The organism is Clostridium sp. (assembly GCF_050717515.1).
Lineage (GTDB): Bacteria > Bacillota > Clostridia > Clostridiales > Clostridiaceae > Clostridium_AD.
Genome location: NZ_JBOITL010000036.1, coordinates 261038 through 283999, shown reverse-complemented (window position 1 = coordinate 283999; position 22962 = coordinate 261038). Strand labels below are relative to the sequence as shown.

Below are 22962 nucleotides of genomic sequence, written 5' to 3'. Positions count from 1 at the left end.
TGTTTATACTATATGATTATATTCTTTTATATAAAGTTTAAACAAATTACATAAAAAAATTTTTATAATTTAATTATACCATAAGGAACTAAAAATTGATTTGTACTCTAGGATTTAATAAAAAAATAGAACAAATCTACAAAACTCTACAAAAGAATACAATACAATTGACAATCTGATTTTTTTCTGTTATTTTTTTATAGGAATTATTATTTTAAGGGAAATAAAAGGAGGATATTATGATTACAAACCAAACACAAAATGTAAAAATAACAAATGCGGATCCATCTGCATTAGGACTATTCGGACTTGCCATGGTAACACTTGTGGCATCTTCACAGAAACTTGGACTAACAGAGGGTATATCTTTTATACTTCCATGGGCAATATTCTTAGGCGGATTTGCTCAATTATTTGCATGTATCAATGATTCAAAACGTAACAATGTTTTTGGAACCACAGCTTTTGGCGCTTTTGCATTCTTTTGGATGGGTGTTGGAGCGAGCTGGTTAATTAAAGCAGGTGTATTTGGTAAGGCACTAGCATCGACTGTGGATCCAAAACAATTGGGCTTTGCTTTTGTAGGATACCTGATATTCTCATTGTTTATGACTATAGGAGCTGCAGAAACTCACAAGGTATTATTTACAATTTTTGTTTTAATTGATTTTCTATTTATAGGTTTATCGCTTAGTACTTTTGGAATTATGTATGAATTCTCACATAGCCTCGCAGCTTATTCTGAATTACTAATTGCATTAGTTTCTTTTTATGGTTCCGCAGCAGCAGTTTTAAATGCTCATTTTGGAAAGCAATTTTTACCAGTTGGGAAACCTTTTGGTATATTTACAAAATAGATTACAAGAAAACGATTGCAATAAATGGGTGCTATTACAATATATACAACGCAAAAATACAAAAGATGACAAAAACATGGCTATTATTTAATGAATCATAATAAAAATAATTGAGTTATGAAAAAATATAGCATATAATGTTGGCTATACTAAAGAAAGTTTATGCGGGGTTAAAACAGTGTAACTTCATGTAAACGGAATCAAAATCCGAATGGGGGACATACACATGATTGCATTATTAAAATTATCACCAGTATTTGTAATGGCGGGACTCATGATGTCTGGAATGAATGCATTACTTGCAGCGCCAATTGCTACTATTTACGCAGCTATAATAGCATCAATAGTGTGTAAATTTAAATTTAACGATATCGTTGATGGTGCCGTGGAAAATGTAAAAGAAATGCAATTGGTTTTCTTCATATTAATGGCGGCTTATGCAATGGCGGAGGCTTTCATGGCAACAGGAGTTGGCGCATCAATAATTAATTTTTCATTAACTCTTGGATTAACAGCTAGAACTGTAGCTTTAACAGGTTTTCTGGTAACAGCAGTGCTTTCAGTTGCCACTGGTACTTCATGGGGAACTTTTGCAGCCTGTGCTCCAATTTTCTTATGGTTAAATCATATAGTAGGAGGTAATTTATTACTTACTACGTCAGCAATTGCTGGTGGAGCTTGCTTTGGGGATAATATAGGACTTATTTCTGACACAACTGTAGTAAGTTCGGGTATCCAAAAGGTTGAAGTTATTGATAGAATAAGGCATCAAGGAGTATGGTCTCTTATATGTTTAACAGTAACTGCAATTATTTTCTACGCTGTAAGTGTGGGAATGGGACTTCCAACAGTAATTTGTAATGCAGGTGATGCAATAGATAAAATACCAAAGGATGTATGGGCATCACTTGAAAAAGCTAAACCTTCTGCAGTGGAGCTTTTAAATCAAGTTAAAACTGGAGTTCCTATGTATATGATAATTCCTTTATTAATTGTACTTGCAGTAGCAATTAAAGGATTTCCGACGCTTGCATGTTTAGGGCTTGGAATAGTAGCTTCACTAATCCTTGGACTTGCAGCAGGAACAGTAGAATCTGTACCTAAATTTCTAGAATTGATGAAAAAAGGATTCTCAGATGCAGGTTCGGGGGTTATTGTCATGATGATGTGGGTTGGTGCCTTTGGAGGTATCATGGGTAAAATGGATGCATTTGCTCCATTATCAAGATTAGTTTCTAATATTTCAAGAAATGTACGCCAACTTATGTTTTGGAATGGAATGCTGTCAATTTTAGGGAATGCAGCATTAGCAGATGAAATGGCACAAATAGTGACAGTTGGGCCGATAATTAGAACTTTACTTGAAGATAATGTAGAGGGTAGCGAAGAGGATATGTATACATTGCGTTTAAGAAATGCTACTTTCGGAGATGCACTTGGAGTATTTGGATCACAGCTTATTCCATGGCATGTATACATAGCTTTCTATGTGGGTATAGCTTCAGCAGTTTATCCACTTCACAAGTTTGTAGCTATGGATATAATAAAATATAACTTTATGGCTATGGTAGCGGTAAGTTCATTATTACTACTTACTTTAACAGGCCTAGATAGATTTATACCATTATTTAAATTACCAACTGAGCCTAATGTTAAATTAAAGAAAAATAGTGTGGAGAATAGTAAAGAGAAGTTATCCGTATAAATGTAGTATTAAACATTATATAGAATCTATTAAGCACTATATTGTGATTATACAGTATAGTGCTTTCTTTATTTACTATGGAATTATAAAAATAGTATCCTTGTAAATACTTAAAGGTCGGGAATCTATTCAAGAAAATTGCAACTAAGGAAAAGAAAGCTGTTATGTGATGATATTAATTAATAGATGATTTTATCTTCTTTGTTTTCTATTATATTTTTTCTTGAAATTATGCATAAATCCCCCTTCCACTATAATAATATTCTCAATTAATCATAAGGGTGATAGAAATCATGTATATTTTCAAAGAAAATGATGAAAATAATATATAGCTGTTAAAAAAATGAACATAAAAAGTGAGTGTTTATTAAACAGAATATCTAAGATAGGAGAGGTGTATATGGATAATAAAATGAAAGCAACTAAGAACAATAAAAAGGAAGATAATAATTTCAAGAAAAAAAATATTAAGCATGGCCATGAAGAAAGTGCAAAAGTAGTTTTTGATCACATGGAAAAAAAGGGCTAGAATAAATAAGGGAGTTCTAAGAGCGGTATTACTGCTTTATGAACTCTCTTTTATTATATAAATTTTCTAACAATACGGATTTTTATAAAAAAAATACGTATACATCATATATACCATAATTTAAAGGAGGGTATTTTATGAAAAGAAAATTTAAAAGTATAGCAGTAATAATGTTAATGATAATAATTAGCTTTGCAGCTGTGGGATGTGGGTCTAAAAAAGCATCTACAAGCACTGAAAGCAAACCTAGTATGGATGTTTCTAAGGGGAATAGTGGATTAAGTGATGGAGGTACTGTTGTTTCAAATCAAGCGGCTAAGCCTGAGACTGATTCAAAGAATAATCTCAACACTTCTTTAGTTGGTCAGGGTAAGATAATAAGGAATGGAATAATACAGATGGAGACACTAAGCTTTGATGATGCAATAAAGCAGATTTTAAGTAAAACCAATAGTATGGGAGCATATGTGCAAAGTTCTAATGTATCAGGTACAAGTATTGAAGCAAAGTTGTCGGAGCAAAGTAGGAAAGGTGTATTTATATTAAGGATTCCTAAGATGAAATTTGATAGTTTTATATTAGACATTGGGAACCTAGGAAGCATTACAAACAAACAAATTTCAACGGAGGATGTTACCACTGCATATTTTGATACACAGGCACATTTAAAATCACTAACTATTCAAGAGGAAAGATTACTAGAACTTTTAAAGAAAACTGGTGAGCTCAAAGATATAATAGTGTTAGAAAAGGAATTAAGTAGTGTTAGATATGAAATTGAGAGTTTAACAGGAAACCTTAAAAAATGGGATAATTTAATAGATTTTTGCACACTGAATATAGAGGTAGTAGAAGTCCATAAAATCAAAGAAAATCCTGTGTCTTTTGTAGATAAAATTGTAAATGGGTTTGTTTCCTCGGTGAAATCGTTAATTGATTTTGCTAAAGGATTTGTTGTAATTATTTCCATATTTATACCTTATTTAGTTGGTTTATCTATTATACTTTTAATAATTAAATATATATATAAATATATAAATAAACATATAAAAAGAAATTGATATAAACGTTTTGTTAAAAAACAATAACAAGGGGCTGTCTCAAAATGATTGAAAATCATTTGAAGAGACAGCCCCTTTTTATTGACAGAAAATGAAATTTATAAGCTGTGGATAACATTTGAAGGATGCTAATTAAGTAGAATGTTGTGTTTTATATGAATATAAGTGAAAAAAATAATGAAAACATAAAAATAACCGCTAAAGAATAAGAAAAATATATCGAAATATATAACAATATAAAAAAATGAAGTGGGGGGTTAAATTGTGAAAAAAAATATATTTAACAAAAGTGATATAAAAAAACCAAAAGCCAAAAAATTAAGGTTTCAATTAATAGCATTGCTTATTTTGGCATCATTTTTACCTATATTATCAATTTCTTTAGGAACATATTATAGCTTATCAAAAAATTTAAAGGGTGAATTTGATAATATAGCAAATCAAAGCATATCAAGAGTAAATGAGGCTATAGGCTCATTATATAAAGCTAACTACGAATCTACAGATATGTTATCCAATGATCCAAACGCTATAATGATTAAGACAAATCCAGATTCCGCACAGTGGTTAACCAGAAGCTTTGATGGGTTTGCAAAAACTCATACTGATATGTTACATATATATCTTGGGACTGTAGATAAGAAGATGTACCTTTCACCTAAGAGTGAATTACCTAATGATTTTGATCCAACTTCAACAAAATGGTATAAGGACGCGATTAATAATGAAGGCAAAGTAATTTCTACTAACCCATATGTGGATACTGCTACTAAAAAATATGTAATTACTTTTGCAAAAACAGTTAAAGATAACCAAAGTAACCTTGCAGGCGTAATTGGTCTAGATATAGATTTAGAAGTAATATCTAATATGGTTTCAGGTATTAAATTAGGTAGTGGTGGGTTTTCAGCTGTATTAGATAGTAAGGGCACAGTTATAGCTCATAAAAACAAGGATATATTAGGGAAAAACTCAACACAAGAATCTTGGATAAAAAACATTATGGACTCTAAAGAAAATAAACTTGTATTAAATGTAAATGGAGAAAAATATTTAGTCTATAAGGCTGTAGATGAAAAAACTAAATTAACTACAGTAGGATTTATTCCTTTATCGGAGTTAACAGCAAAAATAGTAGAAGGATTAACAATACCCATTATTGTTTTAGTATTATCACTTATTTTTGTACTTCTAGTGGGCACCATATTTTCTGGTAAAATAACAAAGCCCATGGAAAAATTAATTAGTGTATTAGCTAAAATTAAGGAGGGAGATTTCACTCAAAGGGTGAATCAAGATAAAAATGCGAGCTTAGAAATAAATCAAATTATTGATTCGGTAAATAATATGATAGAGGATATGGTTATAGTTTTAGGAAATGTAGTGGAAGGTTCAAATAAAGTTAAGGAATCAGCAGAGTCACTAGCCGCTACTACACAGGAATCAAATGCTGTAGGGGATGAGGTTGCAAGGGCAGTGCAGCAAATTGCACAAGGGGCAAATGAGCAGTCTCAAGTTCTGGAGGAAAGTGTTAATTATTCCACCACCTTAGGAGAAGAAGTAAATAAAACAACTGTTAATGCTAAAAATATGATTAAAGCATCCTTAGAGGTTAAACAATCAACTGAGGAAGGCATTATAGTAGTTAATAATTTAAGACAAGTATTTGAGGAAAACACTAAAGCTAATGATGAAGTAGCTAGAAAGGTAGAAATTTTAGCTGAAAATTCTATTAAAATCAGTGCTATAACCGATACTATAAAAGCAATAACGGAGCAAACAAATCTATTAGCTCTAAATGCTAGTATAGAGGCAGCTAGGGCGGGCGAAGCAGGAAAAGGCTTTGCAGTTGTTGCAGATGAGGTTAGAAAACTTGCAGAGCAATCTTCGGGTTCAGCTTCTGAAATTGATAAGGTAATAAGCGTAATAAGAAGCAGCGTTGATGAAGTATTAGAGCAAATAATGCACTCCAAAGAGTTAAATAATAAAACTGATAAAAGTGTACAAACTACTAATGAAACCTTCAAAAAGATTGAAGGAGCAATGGAATTACTTCAAAAGGATATAAGCGGTGTAGATATTTCACTAAAAGAAATAAATAGTTATAAAGATAAAGTAAGTGAAAAGATTGAAAATGCAGCATTTGTATCACAAGAGACGGCAGCTACTTCGCAAGAGGTAAGTGCATCTACTCAGCAGCAAGCTGCAGGCCTACAAGAAATAGTAGGTGCTGCAGAAAACTTAAACCTTCTTGCTGAAAATTTAAGAGAAAGTATAAGTAAATTTAAAATATAATAATTTTTATTTTAGTAGGCACCTAGTTCATCATGAACTAGGTGCCTTTATACTTAAACGCCTAATACTCATTCTTAAGAAATAATTATAGTGGGCGATTTTATAATACTCAAAAGTATGATATATTAGTATTAGCAGATTAATATATATGATTTTAAATATTGATTAAAAAATATATATGTAAGGCACTATTATAAATATTTGTTGAAGGCGGGGATTTTTATGAAAATTTATTCATGGAATGTAAACGGAATAAGAGCTATAAAAGATAAAGGATTTATTGAATGGGTTACAAAAGAACAACCAGAGGTTTTATGTCTTCAAGAGACAAAAATTCAAGAAAATCAAATAAGTGATGAGCTTAAAAATATACAAGGGTATTATTCATATTTTTCTTGTGCAGAAAAGAAGGGTTATAGTGGTGTAGCTACATACACTAAACAAAAGCCAATATCTGTTTGCTATGGCATTGGGATAGAAAGATTTGATAGTGAAGGTAGAATAGTAATAACTGAGTTTGAAGATTTTACTCTTTTAAACATATATTTTCCTAATGGTCAAAAAGATGAAATTAGATTAAATTATAAAATGGAATTTTATGATGCACTGTTAGACTATTGTGAAGCACTTAGAGGAAACGGGAAAAAATTAATTATTTGTGGAGACTACAATACTGCACATAATGCAATTGATTTGAAAAATCCAAAGGCAAACGAAAAGTATTCGGGATTCTTACCTATAGAGAGAGCTTGGATGGATAAATTTATATCCTATGGGTACGTTGATACTTTTAGATATCTCCACGATTCAGAAGAAAAATATTCTTGGTGGAGTTATAGATTTAAGGCTAGAGAAAAAAATGTAGGCTGGAGAATTGATTATTTTTTTGTAACTGAGGATTTATTGTGTACAATAAAGGAAGCTGACATTTTAAATGAGGTTGTTGGATCAGATCATTGTCCTGTGTGCATTATTTTATAGATATAAATAAAACCCCTTTTGAATTAGAGTTTGCAAATGACTTATCTGCAAATGCTCTATTTTAAAGGGGTTTTTAAAAAAATGATCTTTAGTAGATTCTAAAAATCTAACTTTTTAAATTATATTTTGAAAATCTTAATGCTATTTTGAAGGTCCTTAGCCATTTCTCTTAACTGCTTAATTGAGCAGGACATCTCATCAATAGTGCTTGATTGCTCCTCGATAGATGCAGCAACTTCCTCTGTAGCAGCGGAACTTTCTTCGGAAACCCTAGTTATATTATCTGAATTAATTGCTAGATTTTCAATGATTTCATTTGAATGTAATATATTTGTTGTTACTACATTTAACTTGTTTTTAGTAAGATCAAATGCTTCAAGAATGCCAGTAAGTGCATTGTCAACATTTTGTACATTAATTGTACCTTTTTGGGTTTCTGCACTTCCTTCTTCAATCGAAGATAGCGCAGTTTTAGCATATTGTTGAGTGTTTTGTATAAGTTTTTTTATGCTATTAGAGGATTCCATGGTTTCCTCGGCTAGTTTTCGTACCTCATCAGCAACCACAGAGAAACCTCTACCAGCCTCTCCTGCCCTTGCAGCCTCAATTGAAGCATTTAGTGCTAGTAAATTGGTTTGAGAAGCAATAGTGTCTATAAATTCAACAATATTTCCAATTTCGTCAGAAGTTTTTTGAAGGGTTTGTATTGTTGCAGCAGAGTAATCTACTTTGCTTTTTATAACTTCTATTTGATTTACCAGATCATTCATTTTATTTCGTCCATCAGTAGCTAGAGAACTTGTTTCATCTGCAGTGTGTACAACACCGGTTATTTCTTCTTTAATAGTATCCATATTACTTACTATTTCTTTAGTATTCTTTGAAATATCTTCAGTTGCTATAAATTGCTTTTCAGAACCAGATGCCAACTCCTGGGCTGCCATAGCAATTTGATTTGAGACCATAGCACTTTGTTCTCCAGAGTTTAAAAGCTGATCAGCAGATGATAACAATAGTTCAGAAATATTACTGATTTCTGTAGTCATGCCACGAAGATTAACGATCATTTCATTAAAGCTCATGCCTAAAAGGCCTATTTCATCTTTAGATTTTATTTCAATCTCTTTTGTTAAATCTCCTTTAGAAACACCGTTTGCGAGGGTTACTAAATTTTTCAATGGATTAATAAATTTTGATACTAATAACACTAGTATTAATGAACCTAATAAGAAAGAAATCAGTGTTATTAAAAAAGAAGATGTTAATACAGAAGTAATAGCAGACTCAACATTTTTCATAGAAAGACCTATATTTACAGCACCTATATGTTTGCCATCTTCAGAAAGAGGTACTAATACATCATAAGCTTTTTCTACATCTTTATACATAATAATAGAGGATTGCTCTTTGCCATTTTTAGCAGCAGAGATACTTCCTTCATCAGTTAGTGTTTTACCGATTCTATCCTTTTCAGTGTGTGTAATTACTTTTAAATCTGTTCCTATAGTTAAGCCATAGACAATATTTTTATCTTTACCTAAATCAGTAATAAGAGCTTGTGGACTTACAGAATTAAGAATAGCATTAACTTTATTAGCATTAATTCCGATTTGAACAAATCCTCCTTTTTCCATAGCGACAGCACCATATTTATAAAAATTTTCTTTTGATTTTGTACTTTGGCGTATTTTCTCCATAACCTCAGTATTTTCTTTTTTTAATATTTTTTGAACTACATTGTCTTGTGGATATTTGTATTTAAGATTGTCTGCCATATTAGAGAATATAATAACTCCATTGGCATCAGATACATTAATTTCGTCAATATTTAATTTTTTAGATATTTTTATAAGATATTCATTTGAAACATTAGGTGTAATACCAATAAGATATGATGACGTAATAATTTTTTCATTTAGTAGCGAATCAAGTTCTTTTGAAATATTTGCATTGGATATAAGTCTTTGCTGAATTTGTTTAACTATTATGTCTCCATCGGTTTTCATTTGAAGCTCCATCTTGTTTTTTACAATTGACACCATAATTGCGCAAAAAATAAGTAAAGTTGTAAAAAGTACTAAAAGCGAAGATATTACTATTTTCACTTTTAAAGACATGTGCTTAGATTTTGTTTCAGTTTTAGTTTTCATAATAAAGTAGTCCCCCTTGTGTTTTTTTTATTATTAGTTGAAATGCTTTTAAACATAGAGTATATAAGTATAAAAAATAGTATATAATTTAAAAAGTTAAAAACATGATAGTTTCCTACAAAAGATAAATTAATTCTATATAATATGATTACTATGTTTATGTAATACTATAACAATATAATATAAAATATTATAAAACACAAGAAAAATAACCATTTTTACGCAAATTTTAACAAATTAATACGGTATAGTAGATATACATTTACAATAGTTGACAAATATATTGAATAAATTAATATATTTAAAAACAAGGAAAAATTATAGGGTAAATTTATGACATTTCAGTGTATAATAATATTATATGTATCGAGCTTATAAGTTTGTGGGCTGAGGTTATTTATTTGAAAGGAAGTTAAAGTTATGAATAATGATAAAAATTTATATCCTGTGAAATCAAAAAAGAAATATGGGTATATAGATAATGAAGGCAATATAGTTATAGAAATCAAATTCGATTATTCAGAGGAGTTTGAAGGTGACCTAGCAATAGTTGCATGCCATGAAAAGTATGGTTTTATTAATAAGGTTGGAGAGTTTGTAATAGAACCTGTGTATGATGAAGTTCAGCAGTTTAGTGAAGGCTTTGCAGCAATAAAATTAGATGGCAAGAAGGGTTATATTGATTTAAGTGGAAAAATTATTGTGAAGCCTAAATATGAAGAAGCTAATTTCTTTATGGAGGGAAGAGCAGCAGTAAAAAGTGGATATATGTGGGGATATATAGATAGTCATGGTAAGGAAGTAATTCCTATGAGCTTTTTAGATGCTGACGATTTTAGTGAAGGGTTGGCAGCGGTGCAAATTGGCGGTAAAATAGCTTATATAAATAAAGAAGGCAAAGTTATAATTGATGCAATTTATGATTATGCCTATCAATTTAATGATGGCATAGCACCTGTTTGTGCTAAAGGAAAGTATGGATATATAAACAATAATGGAGATGTGATTATACCACTTAAATATAATGTTTGCGGAGAGTTCAATGAGAGTCTGGCACCAGTTGAAATTAGAGGAAAATACGGTTTTATAGATTGCGCGGGAGAGCTTATCATAAAACCTGACTTTCAATGGACAGATAGATTTTATAATGGTCTAGCTACAATTTGTGAAAATGAAAAATATGGTTGCATTGATAAAAATGGCAGTATTATAATACCTGCTAGCTTTGAAGACATAGATATTATGAGTGAAGGTTTAATGGCTGCTCAAATAGGAGAAAAGTGGGGGTACATAGATTGCACAGGTAAAATAGTTATACAGCCAAGTTTTGAAGAAGCCTATGAATTTATTTGTGGCATTGCAAGAGTTGAAATAGGTAAAAAAATTGGATATATTAATAAAGTAGGGGAATATGTTTGGAAAATGCAATCTTAAACTAAGTTAAAGTATAAGGCATCTAAAAAATAACAAGTATATTTACTAGTTATTTTTAGATGCCTTAGCTGTTACTTTTAAAAATGCGTTTTAATAATGAAGGGACAGCACTTTTAGTAGCATTTATTAGATTTTCATCTAAAGTTCTTATACTATTCTGCAAATTCTGAATTCTTTCTAGATAAATTATAATCTTTTTACTTTGCATGGAAATTTGATCTTCATAATTTTTGTTAATAATATTTAGCTCATCTATTTTATTTTCAAATGAGTTTATGACTTTATTTTTTTCAGCATTTTTAATTTTGAGTAAAGCTATTTCAGATTTGTTCTCTTCGAATGTTTTATGATTTTGAATAATTTCTCTTTCATAATCTATCATTTTAGCTTTCAATAAGGATATCTCTTCAATATTACTAATCATACAACCTCCTTATAGGATAACTTAATAACTATAATATAAAATATGCTGTGAGCACATGTAGATATACATGAAATTATAAATTTAATAATGATTTCACATAAGTATATAGAAACTTTTACAATATAAATTAATAGTATATAAATAAAAGTTAATATTAGATTATGTTTAGTGAAATGTTATAAATAAACGTAAGCTAGCATAGTTATATGGTAAAAGTAGCAAACTATAGGGGGATTTGTACTATGAAAGTTTTATTGTGTGTTAGACAAGATTATTACAAAAATTTTGCAGGAGATTCTATGCAAGTAATTAAGACAGCTCAAAACCTACGTAAATTAGGGGTAACCGTAGATATAAATAATGGTGGCATATACGACTATTCTGATTATGATATAGTACATTTATTTAATATTGCTACTACAGGAGAAACATATAGATACTTTAAGATTGCACATTTTTACAAAAAAAATTTAGTTATATCTCCAATGCATTTGGATATGAAAAAATATAATATGATAAATAATAAAATTGAAAGTATTAAACTATATGAAAGGTGTAATAGTTATAAAAAGGAAATTTTAAAAAAGAGTAAGGTTATTTTTTGCAATAGCGATTTAGAAAAGTCTCTTATAAAGAGTGAATTTAATGTTAATACAGAGTATAGAGTTATATACAATGGTGTAGAAGTAGAAAATGAGGATATACCACTATATAATTTTACTGAGAGATATAATTTAAATAATTATGTATTATGTGTGGGAAGAATTTGTGAAAGTAAAAATCAACTTTCACTATGTAGCATATGTGACCAATTAGATAAGCAGTTAGTTTTAATAGGAAGTGGAAATGACAATGAGTATCTTGAAAAATGTACCAATTTTAAAAACGTAATATACTTAGGGTTTATGGATAGTTATAATGTATACAATGCCTATAGATTTGCAAAAGTACACGTAAACCCAAGTTTTGTAGAAATGCCTGGCTTATCCTCACTTGAGGCTGCAGCAAGTGGCTGCAATATAGTTTCAACGGAGGAAGGTTGTGCAAGTGAATATTTTAAAGATATGGCTCTGTATTGTGATCCCTATGATAATAAGAGCATCTTAACTGCAGTAAAGAGTGGATTTGAAAAACGTAAGAGTAGTAAACTAAAAAATTATGTTAATGAAAATTATACTTGGGAGAAATCAACAGATGAATTTTATAAAACCTATTTAGAAATCCTTCATTAAAGTGATCTCATATTATAAGTTAAGAGATTTTTCTTATATTATGCTTTAAGGTCAAGTATAATATAAGAAAAATTATCTAGGATTAAAAATGTTTAACTACTATAAATAATTCAATCATTGAAATTTCTATCTTAGAGCTTAGTGGAATTTTTATTACTTAGAAAGAATTTAAAGAATCAGCCCAATATCATTGGACGATTCTTTTTTACAATGCATTCCGTACATAAAGTATATATTTAGCTCTATCTAAAGGATTAACACCAATTCTTTCTCTTACCTCTCCTAGTTCTAAGGAGCAAGGCTCATAACCTGCAAATCCAGTTGTCATTACTGCTTTCCCAGAAGAAATTTTCCCCAGGTCCCCAGGATATTCAAGTGAGGTGGATACAGGCATTTTTCCTTCTATTGTAAAAGTGCCGTTGTGTATAAAGGGTGACTCAAAGCTTCCACGCATTTTTATAATATCATTTAAAATTCTTCCTCCTACATTCTCAGGCACTGTAATCCTAAACTTAATTATAGGTTCAAGTAGCGTAGTTCCTATTTCATTTAGACCTCTCATAATGCCCATAGCCGTAGAAGTAGCAAAGTCACCTGAACGTGAATGCATCACATGGTCCTCACCGCAGGTAAAGGTTATCTTTAAATCTGTCACTGGCCAGCCGTAAATACCTTGGCTTAAGATTCTATCTAGATTATCTTCGATTTCTCTTTGATACTTTATCTTTACTTTTTCAGTTCTTACCTTAGATTCATAGACGATTCCAGTTCCCATTGGTAGTGGCTCAATTAAAAATTCAACTACTGCCCAGCAGGGTTTAGGCATAGTATAACGTGATTCACCATATCCACTTGATAGAGGAGTTTCTTTGTAAATGACAGAGGGTGGACCAAAGGTAACTTGCAGATTAAATCTTTCCATTAAAATAGCTTCGATATATTCAATTTGAATTTTACCCATTATTCGAAGGTGAATTTCTTTCTTTTCTTTTATCCATTGCATGTTAAGAAGTGGATCTTCCTCTTGTAAGAGTGTTAAAGCTTCAACTAAAGCTATATAATCTTCTTGAATTTTCGAATAAATTCTTAAGGTTAGAAGTGGAGTTGTAATTGTTTGGAGACTAGGAATATGAGTCTTGCTTCCGAGTACATCGTAGGTGCTGCAATTTAACCCACTCACCATTACCAAATCACTGCTGCTTGCAGATTTTACATCAATTGGTTTTTGATTAATTACTTTTTTTATCATAGTAATCTTTTCATTTTTGCCTGTAGTTACATTTAAAATATCATCTCTAGTTGATATTGATCCACTAAAAATTTTTATATGAGCTATTTTACCTAAGGTTTTATTATGGGAAATTTTATATACTAGTGCAGAAAGCTCACAATTATCTAAATCATCTGGACCAGGAATGTAATCTATTATGGCATCAAGAAGTTCCAGTGTTCCTTCACCTTTTAGCGCGGCGCCATAAAACACAGGGTAGATGATACCTATATTAGATTGCGCAATTATTTCATCTTTTATATTTCCCAGGGTTAAAGTACCTTCAAAAAATTGATTTAAAATTTCTACATTATAATTGCCTAATGTATCTATTATATCCTCAAGTAATTGGGTGTAGGATTCATTTTTTATTTCTAATATACTTTTTTCGCAGTTTGTCTCATCAAATACATTGCATACAATAAACTCATTATTTTTTTCATAGACGAGTTGCATGGGTACAAGATTATTTGTAAGAAGCTTTTTCATATCTATAATAGCTTTATAGGGAGAGGCTCCAATGCGATCAAGTTTGTTTATAAAAAATATTGAAGGAGTATTTGACTCCTTTAAAGCATTAAAGTATACCTCTGTTTGTGGTTGTACTCCTTCAACGCAGGACAATACAACTATAGCTCCATCTAAAACACCTATACTTCTTTCTACTTCAGAACTGAAATCAATATGCCCAGGAGTATCTATAACGTGAATATTTGTTTCTTTATAAGTGAGATCAATTTCAGCAGCCTTTACTGAAATACCTCTTTGTTTTTCCATATCTAAAGAATCGGTATGGGTTGTGCCTTTATCTACACTGCCTAAAATTCTGCTAGAACCACTTTGATAAAGTAGTTGTTCAGTTAAAGTTGTTTTTCCAGCATCTACATGGGCAACTATTCCAATGTTTCTAATATTATTCTTTACTGTCATATTCATATCTCCATTAGCAAATTTTTTAGGCTAATCATCTTCAAAACAATAAATTGGAAGTCAGCTAGTCCATTTTTATTATATTCCATTATTTTTATTGTGTCTATGGGTATAAAATATGAGTAATATCAATATAAAATCTTTTAATCTCTTAATTTATTACAAGTTTTACTGTATAATAAGAGATAGTACACTTATTAGGAGAGATGCAAATGAATAAAATTGAATTACTAGCCCCTGCTGGAAGTATGGAAAGCGTAATTGCAGCAGTGCAAATGGGCGCAGATGCAGTTTATATAGGAGGAAGTAAGTTCTCAGCAAGAGCCTTTGCTTTTAATTTTGACAATGAGAATATTACTCGTGCGGTAGATTATTGCCACATATATGGAGTTCGCGTATATGTTACTGTAAACACTTTAGTAAAAGATAATGAACTTAAAGAAATTATGGAGTATGTAGGATTTTTATATAGTGTGGGAGTAGACGCACTTATAGTTCAAGATACGGGACTCATATATTTAATAAGAAATAATTTTCCGGATTTTGAACTTCATGCATCTACACAAATGACGATTCATAATGGTGAAGGTGCTTTGTTTTTAAAAAACTTGGGGTTTAAAAGGATAGTTTTGTCAAGAGAGCTTAGTTTAAGTGAAATAGATTTCATATCTAATACTTTAAAAGTGGAAACAGAAGTTTTTGTTCATGGAGCACTATGTATATGTTATTCAGGGCAGTGCCTTATGAGCAGTATTATAGGCGGTAGAAGTGGAAATAGAGGTAGGTGTGCACAGCCCTGTAGGTTACCTTATACACTAATAGATAAAAAGACTAACAGGGAGCATAAGGCATATATTTTAAGCCCTAAAGATACTTGTACTTTAGATAACTTAAAAGACATAGTAAGAACAGGTACTTCTTCGCTAAAAATTGAAGGAAGAATGAAAAAGCCAGAATATGTTGCAGGCGTGGTGGAGATATATAGACGTGGTCTGGACAATATTTATAACAATAAAATACAAAAGCTAGATAATGATACTAAAATTTTAACACAATTATTTAATAGAGAAGGTTTTTCAAAGGCTTATCTATATGGTAATAGTGGAAAAGATATGATGGCATATAAGGTTCCTAAGAATTCTGGAATTAAAATAGGAAAAGTTGCTTCTGATTTGTCAGTAACTCTTTTAGAAAAGGTTGCTTTAAAGGATGGCGTAATGTTTAATGAGGATGGATTTGCCATATCAAAAATTATTGTGAATGGAATGGAAGTTCAAAGTGCAGTAATGGGGGATAGGGTTTTATTAAAACCAACTAAATATAAAGCTGGGGACATTTTATATAAGATTTCTGATGTGGAACTCATGAATGAGCTTTCAAAAAGCTATAGTGATGTATTTAAGAGAAAAATAGAATTAAATCTCTTAATAGACTTTAGTGTAAATAAACCACTACGAATAAGTACTATTTACATGGGAAAGAATTTCAATGTTTTCGGAGAAAATGTTCAAGCGGCTCTAAACAAACCATTAGATAGTGAGCGTATTATTAAAAATCTGTCTAAAACAGGAGATACTCCTTTTAAAATAAATGAAGTGAATTTTGAGAGTTTTGAAGACGGATTCTTGCCAATGGCTGCATTAAATTCAGTAAGGCGAGAACTAACAGAGAGTATTCAAAATTATATAACAGAAAAGTATAAAAGAGAAAATAGCGGTAAACAAATTAATTACAATAAGAAAAAAAGTTTACAAGTAGAAAATAATTTTATAGAAGCTCCAGATAATAAGGTTAGCACTATACCAGAGACACTTATATATGTAAGTAATGAGCAGCAGCTAAGAGCAGTAATAGAAATGGGTTTTGATAACATCGCTATAAACCCTTTTATGAGAGAGTGTAATGTTAGTTTTAATAGGTATGATGTAAATATTTATATGAAGGTGCCCAATATTATCAGGGGTGAATTTGAAAGTGTTTGTGAGTTTATTGAAAATAACTTAAGTAACATAAAAGGTATTATTACAGCTAATTTAGGGATAATTAATAGATTTAGCAAGAAAATCAGTATAATTGGAGATTATAAATTAAATGTTTTTAATAGTTACGCAGGAGATTTTTACAAGGATTTCCTTACGGGAACTTGCATTAGTGCTGAGCTTAACCAAAAGGAAATTAAAGAAATCGCAGCTAAAAGTTCATTGCCACTGCAAATTATGGTTTACGGCAAATATGAACTTATGGTTAGTGAATATTGTGCTATAGGAAGTGTTTTTGGTAACAAAACTGATGATAAAACTTGCAGTGAAAAATGTACTAGTGGATGTTATACACTTAAGGATAGAATGAATGAAGAGTTTAGAATTAATACTGATAAATATTGTAGAAGCTATATTTACAATAATGTGCCAGTGAATTTGATTTCTAATATGACAGAAATCACTAAAAACAATATTGCTTGCTTTAGATTAGATTTTATTCATGAAAATTATGAAGAAACTCTTGAGGTACTTAGGAATTATATTAAAAGAACTTGGAGCGCAGAATTTAAAAATTATACTAGGGGCCACTATAAAAGAGGCGTAGAATAAAGGAAAGACGGTGAAACTATGAATACTAAATCATTAAAAGTTTTAGAATATTATAAAATTAAAGACAAAATCAAAGGATATACTCATACTACAGCTGGCAAGGATATTATAGAAAAATTAGAACCTTACACGAATATGTATGAAGTACGCGAACACTTGCAGGAGACCAATGAGGCGCTATTACTCCTATCAAAAAAAGGAAGTGCACCTTTTGAAGGGATATATGACGTTCGAGATGCCATAAGTAGAGCATCTAAAGGTGCGGCTCTCATGCCCACACAACTCCTTCGAATAGCTCAAATGCTTAGGTGTGCTAGATTATTTCAAAATTATGTTGGAAGCAAAGGAGGCGAAACCTCTAGAGTTTTAGAAGATATATGTATAGGGATTGTACCAATAAAAAAACTAGAAGATGAAATTTTTATAGCCATAATAAGTGACGATGAAATTTCTGATAGAGCTAGTAGTTTACTTTTTAATTTAAGAAAATCACTAAAAGAAAAAAATTCTTCCGTAAAGGAAAAGGTAAATTCATTAGTTAGATCTAATGCAAAATATCTTCAAGAAAGTCTTTATACTATAAGAGGGGATAGATATGTAATTCCCGTTAAAATAGAACATAAAGGCAGTGTTCCGGGTATTGTCCATGATCAGAGTTCCTCTGGAGCTACATTATTCATTGAGCCAATGAGTTTGGTGAATTTAAACAATGAGATCAAAGAAATAATGCTAAAGGAAAAAGCTGAGGTTGAAAGAATTTTAGCTGAACTATCCTATAAAATATATGAAAATATAAATATTGTTTCAAGTAATGCAAATATAGTATGGGAATTAGATTTTATTTTTGCTAAAGCAAGATACGCAATAGAAATTAATGCCATTATCCCCAGTGTTAATGATGAGGGAGTAATAGATATAATTGAGGCCAGGCACCCTTTGATAGACTCTAAGGTAGTAGTGCCAAGTAATATATACTTAGGAAGAGGATTTACCTCACTAGTAATAACAGGACCCAATACTGGTGGCAAAACAGTAACTTTAAAAACTGTAGGCTTAATCCAGTTAATGGCTATGAGTGGGATTTTAATTCCAGCTAGAGATGGTTCTATGGTAAGTTTTTTCAATGAAATTTTTGCAGATATAGGTGATGAACAAAGCATAGAACAAAGCTTATCTACTTTCTCTTCTCATATGACAAATATAGTAAATATAATTGAAAAAGCAGATAAAAAAACCTTGGCTCTATTTGATGAATTAGGTGCTGGAACAGATCCCACAGAGGGAGCAGCGCTTGCTGTATCAATTCTAGAAAATTTAAGAGCAAGAGGGACAAAAGTAGTGGCAACTACACATTATAGTGAATTAAAAGGATATGCATTAAAAACCACAGGAGTAGAAAATGCTTCTGTAGAATTTAATGTGGACACACTAAGTCCTACTTACAGGCTTATAATTGGAGTGCCAGGTAAATCCAATGCTTTTGAGATTTCTAAGAGGCTAGGCCTTCCTGATTATATTATTAAAGATGCTAGAGAAAACATTTCCAGTGAAACCTTAGAATTTGAAGAATTAGTTCAAAGTCTTCAAGAAAAGAGCATAAAGGCAGAAAAAGATGCTAGGATGGCAGAGGTTTTGAAACTAGAGGCTAGCAAGTTAAAAGATAAATATCAGGAAAAATTATATAAACTTGAAAACATTAGAGAAAATGCAATGTATGAAGCTCAAAGAGAAGCAAAAATGCTGGTAAGAAATGCTAAGGAAGAATCTGATGTTATTCTTAAAAATATGCGAGAACTAGAAAAACTGGGATTCCCATCTGAAGCAAGACAAATGCTTGAAGAGGAAAGAATGAAAATCAAAGGTAAGCTTGAAAGCTTAGATAAGCATGTACAAAAAAACAATGAGGATCTAGGAGAAAAGCTAAAAACTGTAAAAGAAGGTCAAGAGGTATATTTACCATCTCTTGATCAGAAGGTTATTGTAATTTCAAAACCTGATAGCCGCGGTGAAGTACAAGTTCAAGCAGGTATTATGAAGATAAATGTTAAAGTAGATGATCTGCGCAAGTCAAAGGTTACGCAGGAAGAAAAGAAAAAAGCGAAGATAAATAAGAGAGAGCTTAAGCTAAATTTAAGAAGTGTATCCACCTCCGTAGATTTAAGAGGAATGGATGCGCAGGAAGCTATATATACTGTTGATAAGTATTTAGATGATGCTTATTTAGGAGGACTTAAAGAAATTACCATTATTCATGGCAAAGGAACAGGAGTTCTAAGAAACACTATTACAGATATGCTAAAGAGGCATGGTCATGCTAAAGCTTATAGACTCGGAAATTATGGTGAAGGTGGTAGCGGAGTTACTGTAGTAGAACTTAAATAGGTGGATCTTAATTTGCAGGGAAATAAAGGAGGAGGAGGCTATGATTATTGTAAGCGCTTGTTTATGTGGTATTAATTGTAAGTACAATGGCGGCAATAATTTAGATGCGAGGGTGCTTAAACTTATGCAAGAAGGAAAGGCAATACCTGTTTGCCCGGAACAACTAGGGGGTATGCAAACTCCTAGGGCTCCTTCTGAAATTGTAAATGGCAATGGATGCGATGTGTTAATGGGCAAAGCAAGAATTCTTGGTTCAGAAGATGATGATGTAACTGCAGAGTTTATAAAAGGTGCTTATGAAACACTAAAAATAGCAGTAGAAGCTTCTGCTAGTATTGCTATTTTAAAAGCAGGAAGTCCTTCTTGTGGAGTATCGCAAATATACGATGGAACTTTTAGTAGGACTAAAAGATCTGGTAATGGAGTTACTGCGGAGTTATTATTATCCGAAGGCATAAAAATTTATACAGAAGAAAATTTAGATGAAGTCAAATTTGACTAAGGGGGAAATAAAACATGAATTATAAAGATGTTTTAAAAGAAGCTAAAGGTAATTTAAATAAGAGCTGTAGAGTTTGTCCTATATGTAACGGAGTTGCTTGTGCTGGAGAGGTACCTGGAATGGGTGGCAAAGGAACTGGAGATGCTTTTAAAATTAATATAGAATCACTTAAAGCTTATAAACTTAATATGAGAACTATACATGATGCTAAAAATCCTGATACATCAACAGAATTGTTTGGTAGAAAAATGGATATGCCTGTGTTTGCTGCTCCCGTATCCGGAACTACCTTAAATATGGGTGGTAAATTTAGTGAAGAAGATTATATTTCTTGGGTTATTCGTGGATGTCTCTCAGGAGGGATTTTCCCAATGGTAGGAGATACTGCTGTAGATTCTTTTCTCACAACTAATCTTGAACAATTAGAAAAACTGGGTGGAAATGGCATTGCAATAATAAAGCCTTGGGAAAATGCAAATGTTATAGAAAAAATAAAATTAGCAGAAAAAGCAGGTGCATTCGCTATAGGAATGGACATAGATGCCTGTGGCCTTATTACCTTGGCCCTTGCTGGCAAACCGGTTATGCCTAAAACTGTAGAAGAAATTAGAGAAATTGTTGAATCAACGAAACTTCCATTTATTCTTAAGGGGATAATGACGGTAGATGAGGCAGAACTTGCAGTAGAAGCTGGGGTAGCTGCAATTGTAGTGTCAAACCATGGAGGAAGAGTATTAGACCAAACTCCGGGTGTTGCAGATGTTCTTAAGGGAATAGCAAAAGCAGTTAAGGGAAAAGTAATCATTTTAGCTGATGGTGGAGTTCGTAGTGGTGCAGATATACTTAAAATGCTCGCACTAGGTGCAGACGCAGTACTTATTGGTAGGCCTTTTGTAGTAGCATCCTTTGGAGGTAAGGCAGAGGGTGTAGAATCTTACATTGATTTTTTGAAAAGTGAATTAAAATCAGCAATGGTGCTTACAGGGTGTAAATCTATAAAAAATATTAGTAAAAGAATTTTATATTAAATTTTAAGGGAAAGTCACTGAAATATTGTGACTTTTTTTGAATTATTCTATATCCTTTAGCAGATTGAATTGACAAAAAAAAATCATGTATTATACTAAAATTATGAATATTTAAAATTTTTCTATAAAGATGCAGGGGGTTTTTATAAATGTTTAATAATATTAGTCAAGTACAAGAGTTTATAAAACAAAATAACATTAAATTTATAGATTTTAAAGTAGTAACGTTACCGGGGCGATGGAATCATTTAACTATACCTGTTGAGAGGCTATCTGAAAAGACTTTTTCTGAAGGAATAGGGTTTGATGGCTCCAGTTATGGATATTCAACTATAGAGGATTCAGATATGAGATTTCTTCCTGATATGACCACAGCTTTTGTTGATCCATATTGCAAGATACCAACTTTAAGTATGATTGCAAATATGTACACTCTTGGCAAAAATGAAGGAAGGTTTTCTGGTGATCCAAGGTTTATAGCTGAAAAAGCAGAAAAATATATGAGAGAATTGGGAATAGCTGATGAATATGCAATAGGACCTGAATTTGAGTTTTACATATTTGACCACATAAATTATGAAGTTACAAGCCATCATCAAGAGGTTTTCATAGATTCTAAGCAAGCACCATGGAATACCAATAACAAAGAAGAAAATTTTGGATATAAAGCACCTTTCCAAAAAAGTTATCATTTAGGCTTACCTTATGATCTTAATAATGATCTAAGAAGTGAAATTTGTTTGAAACTCGAAGAGATGGGCATAGACGTTAAATATCATCATCATGAGGTAGGATCCGCTGGCCAACTTGAAGTAGAGGTAGAACTCGGTCAAATGACTAAAATGGCTGATGCTACAATGATGGCAAAGTACCTAATTAAAAATGAAGCAGTTGCCCACGGAAAAACAGCTACTTTTATGCCTAAACCATTATTTGGAGAAGCAGGAAGTGGAATGCACGTTCATATGCTTTTAAGAAAAAATGGAAAAAACCTTTTCTTTGATGAAAATGGATACTCTCAAATGAGTGAAACTGCTCTATATTTCATTGGTGGAATATTAAAGCATTCTAAGGCGTTACTTGCATTTACCAATCCCTCAACTAATTCTTATAAAAGATTAGTACCGGGTTTTGAAGCACCAGTGTCAATTTGTTTTGCTACAGGAAATAGAAGTGCAGTAATAAGAATTCCGGGATATATTAAAGATCCAGAAGCTAGAAGATTTGAATTTAGACCATCAGATGCTACAGCAAATCCATACTTAGCATATTCTGCACTACTTATGGCTGGTATTGACGGTATTGAAAATAAAATTAACCCCACAGTTGAAGGTTTTGGACCATATGATGTAAACGTTTTTGATTTGCCCGAGGAAGAAAGAAATAAAATTGAGACCTTACCAAGATCTTTAGATGAAGCTCTTGAAGCACTTAAAAGTGATTCTAGCTTCTTATTAAAAGGCAACGTATTTGATGAACATTTTATTAATACCTGGATTAAGTTTAAATATGAAAAGGAAATAAAAAAGGTAATTCCAGTTCCATCACCAATAGAATTCCAATTGTACTATGATTTATAATTTTTAAGTAT

Annotated in this window: 16 protein-coding genes; 13 read left to right on the top strand and 3 right to left on the bottom strand. The window is 31.4% G+C overall.

The features are described 5' to 3' along the window. Nucleotides 1-239: 239 nt before the first annotated feature. The 6 genes from ACREV6_RS20910 to ACREV6_RS20885 all read left to right on the top strand — a co-directional run bounded on the left by ACREV6_RS20910 (nt 240) and on the right by ACREV6_RS20885 (nt 7428). The gene (locus ACREV6_RS20910; RefSeq protein WP_431579979.1) at nt 240-857 is read left to right on the top strand and encodes an acetate uptake transporter; all 618 of its coding nucleotides are present in this window, start codon (nt 240-242) and stop codon (nt 855-857) included. 226 nt (nt 858-1083) lie between these two features. Next, the gene (locus ACREV6_RS20905; RefSeq protein ID WP_503417274.1) at nt 1084-2562 is read left to right on the top strand and encodes a Na+/H+ antiporter NhaC family protein; all 1479 of its coding nucleotides are present in this window, start codon (nt 1084-1086) and stop codon (nt 2560-2562) included. A gap of 400 nt (nt 2563-2962) precedes the next feature. Beyond that, on the top strand, nt 2963-3091 hold the full coding sequence (locus ACREV6_RS20900; protein ID WP_431579977.1) for a CPC_1213 family protein: 129 nt from the start codon (nt 2963-2965) through the stop codon (nt 3089-3091). A 137-nt stretch (nt 3092-3228) separates the two neighbouring features. Further along, complete coding sequence (locus ACREV6_RS20895; RefSeq protein ID WP_431579976.1) at nt 3229-4152, top strand: DUF4349 domain-containing protein; 924 nt, start codon at nt 3229-3231, stop codon at nt 4150-4152. 264 nt (nt 4153-4416) lie between these two features. Then, nucleotides 4417-6447 carry a methyl-accepting chemotaxis protein gene (locus tag ACREV6_RS20890; protein ID WP_431579975.1) on the top strand — a complete coding sequence of 677 codons (2031 nt, stop codon included), beginning with the start codon at nt 4417-4419 and terminating at the stop codon, nt 6445-6447. Between the two features lie 222 nt (nt 6448-6669). Next, nucleotides 6670-7428 carry an exodeoxyribonuclease III gene (locus ACREV6_RS20885; protein WP_431579974.1) on the top strand — a complete coding sequence of 253 codons (759 nt, stop codon included), beginning with the start codon at nt 6670-6672 and terminating at the stop codon, nt 7426-7428. 119 nt (nt 7429-7547) lie between these two features. Here ACREV6_RS20885 and ACREV6_RS20880 read toward each other — a convergent pair whose 3' ends face one another. Further along, on the bottom strand, nt 7548-9578 hold the full coding sequence (locus ACREV6_RS20880; RefSeq protein ID WP_431579973.1) for a methyl-accepting chemotaxis protein: 2031 nt from the start codon (nt 9576-9578) through the stop codon (nt 7548-7550). A gap of 420 nt (nt 9579-9998) precedes the next feature. Here ACREV6_RS20880 and ACREV6_RS20875 point away from each other — a divergent pair, with 420 nt between their 5' ends. Beyond that, complete coding sequence (locus ACREV6_RS20875) at nt 9999-11012, top strand: WG repeat-containing protein (RefSeq protein WP_431579972.1); 1014 nt, start codon at nt 9999-10001, stop codon at nt 11010-11012. A 64-nt stretch (nt 11013-11076) separates the two neighbouring features. Here ACREV6_RS20875 and ACREV6_RS20870 read toward each other — a convergent pair whose 3' ends face one another. After that, nucleotides 11077-11436: a hypothetical protein gene (locus tag ACREV6_RS20870; protein WP_431579971.1), complete on the bottom strand. Its 360-nt coding sequence runs from the start codon at nt 11434-11436 to the stop codon at nt 11077-11079. A gap of 242 nt (nt 11437-11678) precedes the next feature. Here ACREV6_RS20870 and ACREV6_RS20865 point away from each other — a divergent pair, with 242 nt between their 5' ends. Beyond that, the gene (locus ACREV6_RS20865) at nt 11679-12668 is read left to right on the top strand and encodes a glycosyltransferase family 4 protein (protein WP_431579970.1); all 990 of its coding nucleotides are present in this window, start codon (nt 11679-11681) and stop codon (nt 12666-12668) included. A gap of 205 nt (nt 12669-12873) precedes the next feature. Here ACREV6_RS20865 and ACREV6_RS20860 read toward each other — a convergent pair whose 3' ends face one another. Then, nucleotides 12874-14868 (bottom strand): GTP-binding protein, encoded by a 1995-nt coding sequence (locus ACREV6_RS20860; protein ID WP_431579969.1) that lies wholly within the window; start codon nt 14866-14868, stop codon nt 12874-12876. A 212-nt stretch (nt 14869-15080) separates the two neighbouring features. On the opposite strand from ACREV6_RS20860, the gene ACREV6_RS20855 reads away from it, so the two are divergent. The 5 genes from ACREV6_RS20855 (at nt 15081) to glnA (ending at nt 22951) form a co-directional block, all read left to right on the top strand. Continuing rightward, nucleotides 15081-17459, top strand: coding sequence for a U32 family peptidase (locus ACREV6_RS20855; RefSeq protein ID WP_431579968.1), 2379 nt, complete (start codon nt 15081-15083; stop codon nt 17457-17459). Between the two features lie 18 nt (nt 17460-17477). Then, nucleotides 17478-19841, top strand: a complete 2364-nt coding sequence (locus ACREV6_RS20850) for an endonuclease MutS2 (protein ID WP_431579967.1) — start codon at nt 17478-17480, stop codon at nt 19839-19841. Between the two features lie 40 nt (nt 19842-19881). After that, the gene (locus ACREV6_RS20845) at nt 19882-20343 is read left to right on the top strand and encodes a 2-thiouracil desulfurase family protein (protein ID WP_431579966.1); all 462 of its coding nucleotides are present in this window, start codon (nt 19882-19884) and stop codon (nt 20341-20343) included. Between the two features lie 14 nt (nt 20344-20357). Next, on the top strand, nt 20358-21371 hold the full coding sequence (locus ACREV6_RS20840) for an alpha-hydroxy-acid oxidizing protein (protein ID WP_431579965.1): 1014 nt from the start codon (nt 20358-20360) through the stop codon (nt 21369-21371). 149 nt (nt 21372-21520) lie between these two features. Next, nucleotides 21521-22951 (top strand): type I glutamate--ammonia ligase, encoded by a 1431-nt coding sequence (glnA, locus tag ACREV6_RS20835; RefSeq protein ID WP_431579964.1) that lies wholly within the window; start codon nt 21521-21523, stop codon nt 22949-22951. Nucleotides 22952-22962 lie beyond the last annotated feature (11 nt).

What these genes read in the sequence shown, in the direction of transcription:
- ACREV6_RS20880 (WP_431579973.1), bottom strand. Translation starts at nt 9,578, where the DNA reads ATGAAAACTAAAACTGAAACAAAATCTAAGCACATGTCTTTAAAAGTG.
- ACREV6_RS20905 (WP_503417274.1), top strand. Translation starts at nt 1,084, where the DNA reads ATGATTGCATTATTAAAATTATCACCAGTATTTGTAATGGCGGGACTC.
- ACREV6_RS20855 (WP_431579968.1), top strand. Translation starts at nt 15,081, where the DNA reads ATGAATAAAATTGAATTACTAGCCCCTGCTGGAAGTATGGAAAGCGTA.
- ACREV6_RS20870 (WP_431579971.1), bottom strand. Translation starts at nt 11,436, where the DNA reads ATGATTAGTAATATTGAAGAGATATCCTTATTGAAAGCTAAAATGATA.
- ACREV6_RS20840 (WP_431579965.1), top strand. Translation starts at nt 20,358, where the DNA reads ATGAATTATAAAGATGTTTTAAAAGAAGCTAAAGGTAATTTAAATAAG.
- ACREV6_RS20910 (WP_431579979.1), top strand. Translation starts at nt 240, where the DNA reads ATGATTACAAACCAAACACAAAATGTAAAAATAACAAATGCGGATCCA.
- ACREV6_RS20865 (WP_431579970.1), top strand. Translation starts at nt 11,679, where the DNA reads ATGAAAGTTTTATTGTGTGTTAGACAAGATTATTACAAAAATTTTGCA.
- ACREV6_RS20850 (WP_431579967.1), top strand. Translation starts at nt 17,478, where the DNA reads ATGAATACTAAATCATTAAAAGTTTTAGAATATTATAAAATTAAAGAC.
- glnA (WP_431579964.1), top strand. Translation starts at nt 21,521, where the DNA reads ATGTTTAATAATATTAGTCAAGTACAAGAGTTTATAAAACAAAATAAC.
- ACREV6_RS20860 (WP_431579969.1), bottom strand. Translation starts at nt 14,868, where the DNA reads ATGACAGTAAAGAATAATATTAGAAACATTGGAATAGTTGCCCATGTA.
- ACREV6_RS20875 (WP_431579972.1), top strand. Translation starts at nt 9,999, where the DNA reads ATGAATAATGATAAAAATTTATATCCTGTGAAATCAAAAAAGAAATAT.
- ACREV6_RS20900 (WP_431579977.1), top strand. Translation starts at nt 2,963, where the DNA reads ATGGATAATAAAATGAAAGCAACTAAGAACAATAAAAAGGAAGATAAT.
- ACREV6_RS20895 (WP_431579976.1), top strand. Translation starts at nt 3,229, where the DNA reads ATGAAAAGAAAATTTAAAAGTATAGCAGTAATAATGTTAATGATAATA.
- ACREV6_RS20885 (WP_431579974.1), top strand. Translation starts at nt 6,670, where the DNA reads ATGAAAATTTATTCATGGAATGTAAACGGAATAAGAGCTATAAAAGAT.
- ACREV6_RS20845 (WP_431579966.1), top strand. Translation starts at nt 19,882, where the DNA reads ATGATTATTGTAAGCGCTTGTTTATGTGGTATTAATTGTAAGTACAAT.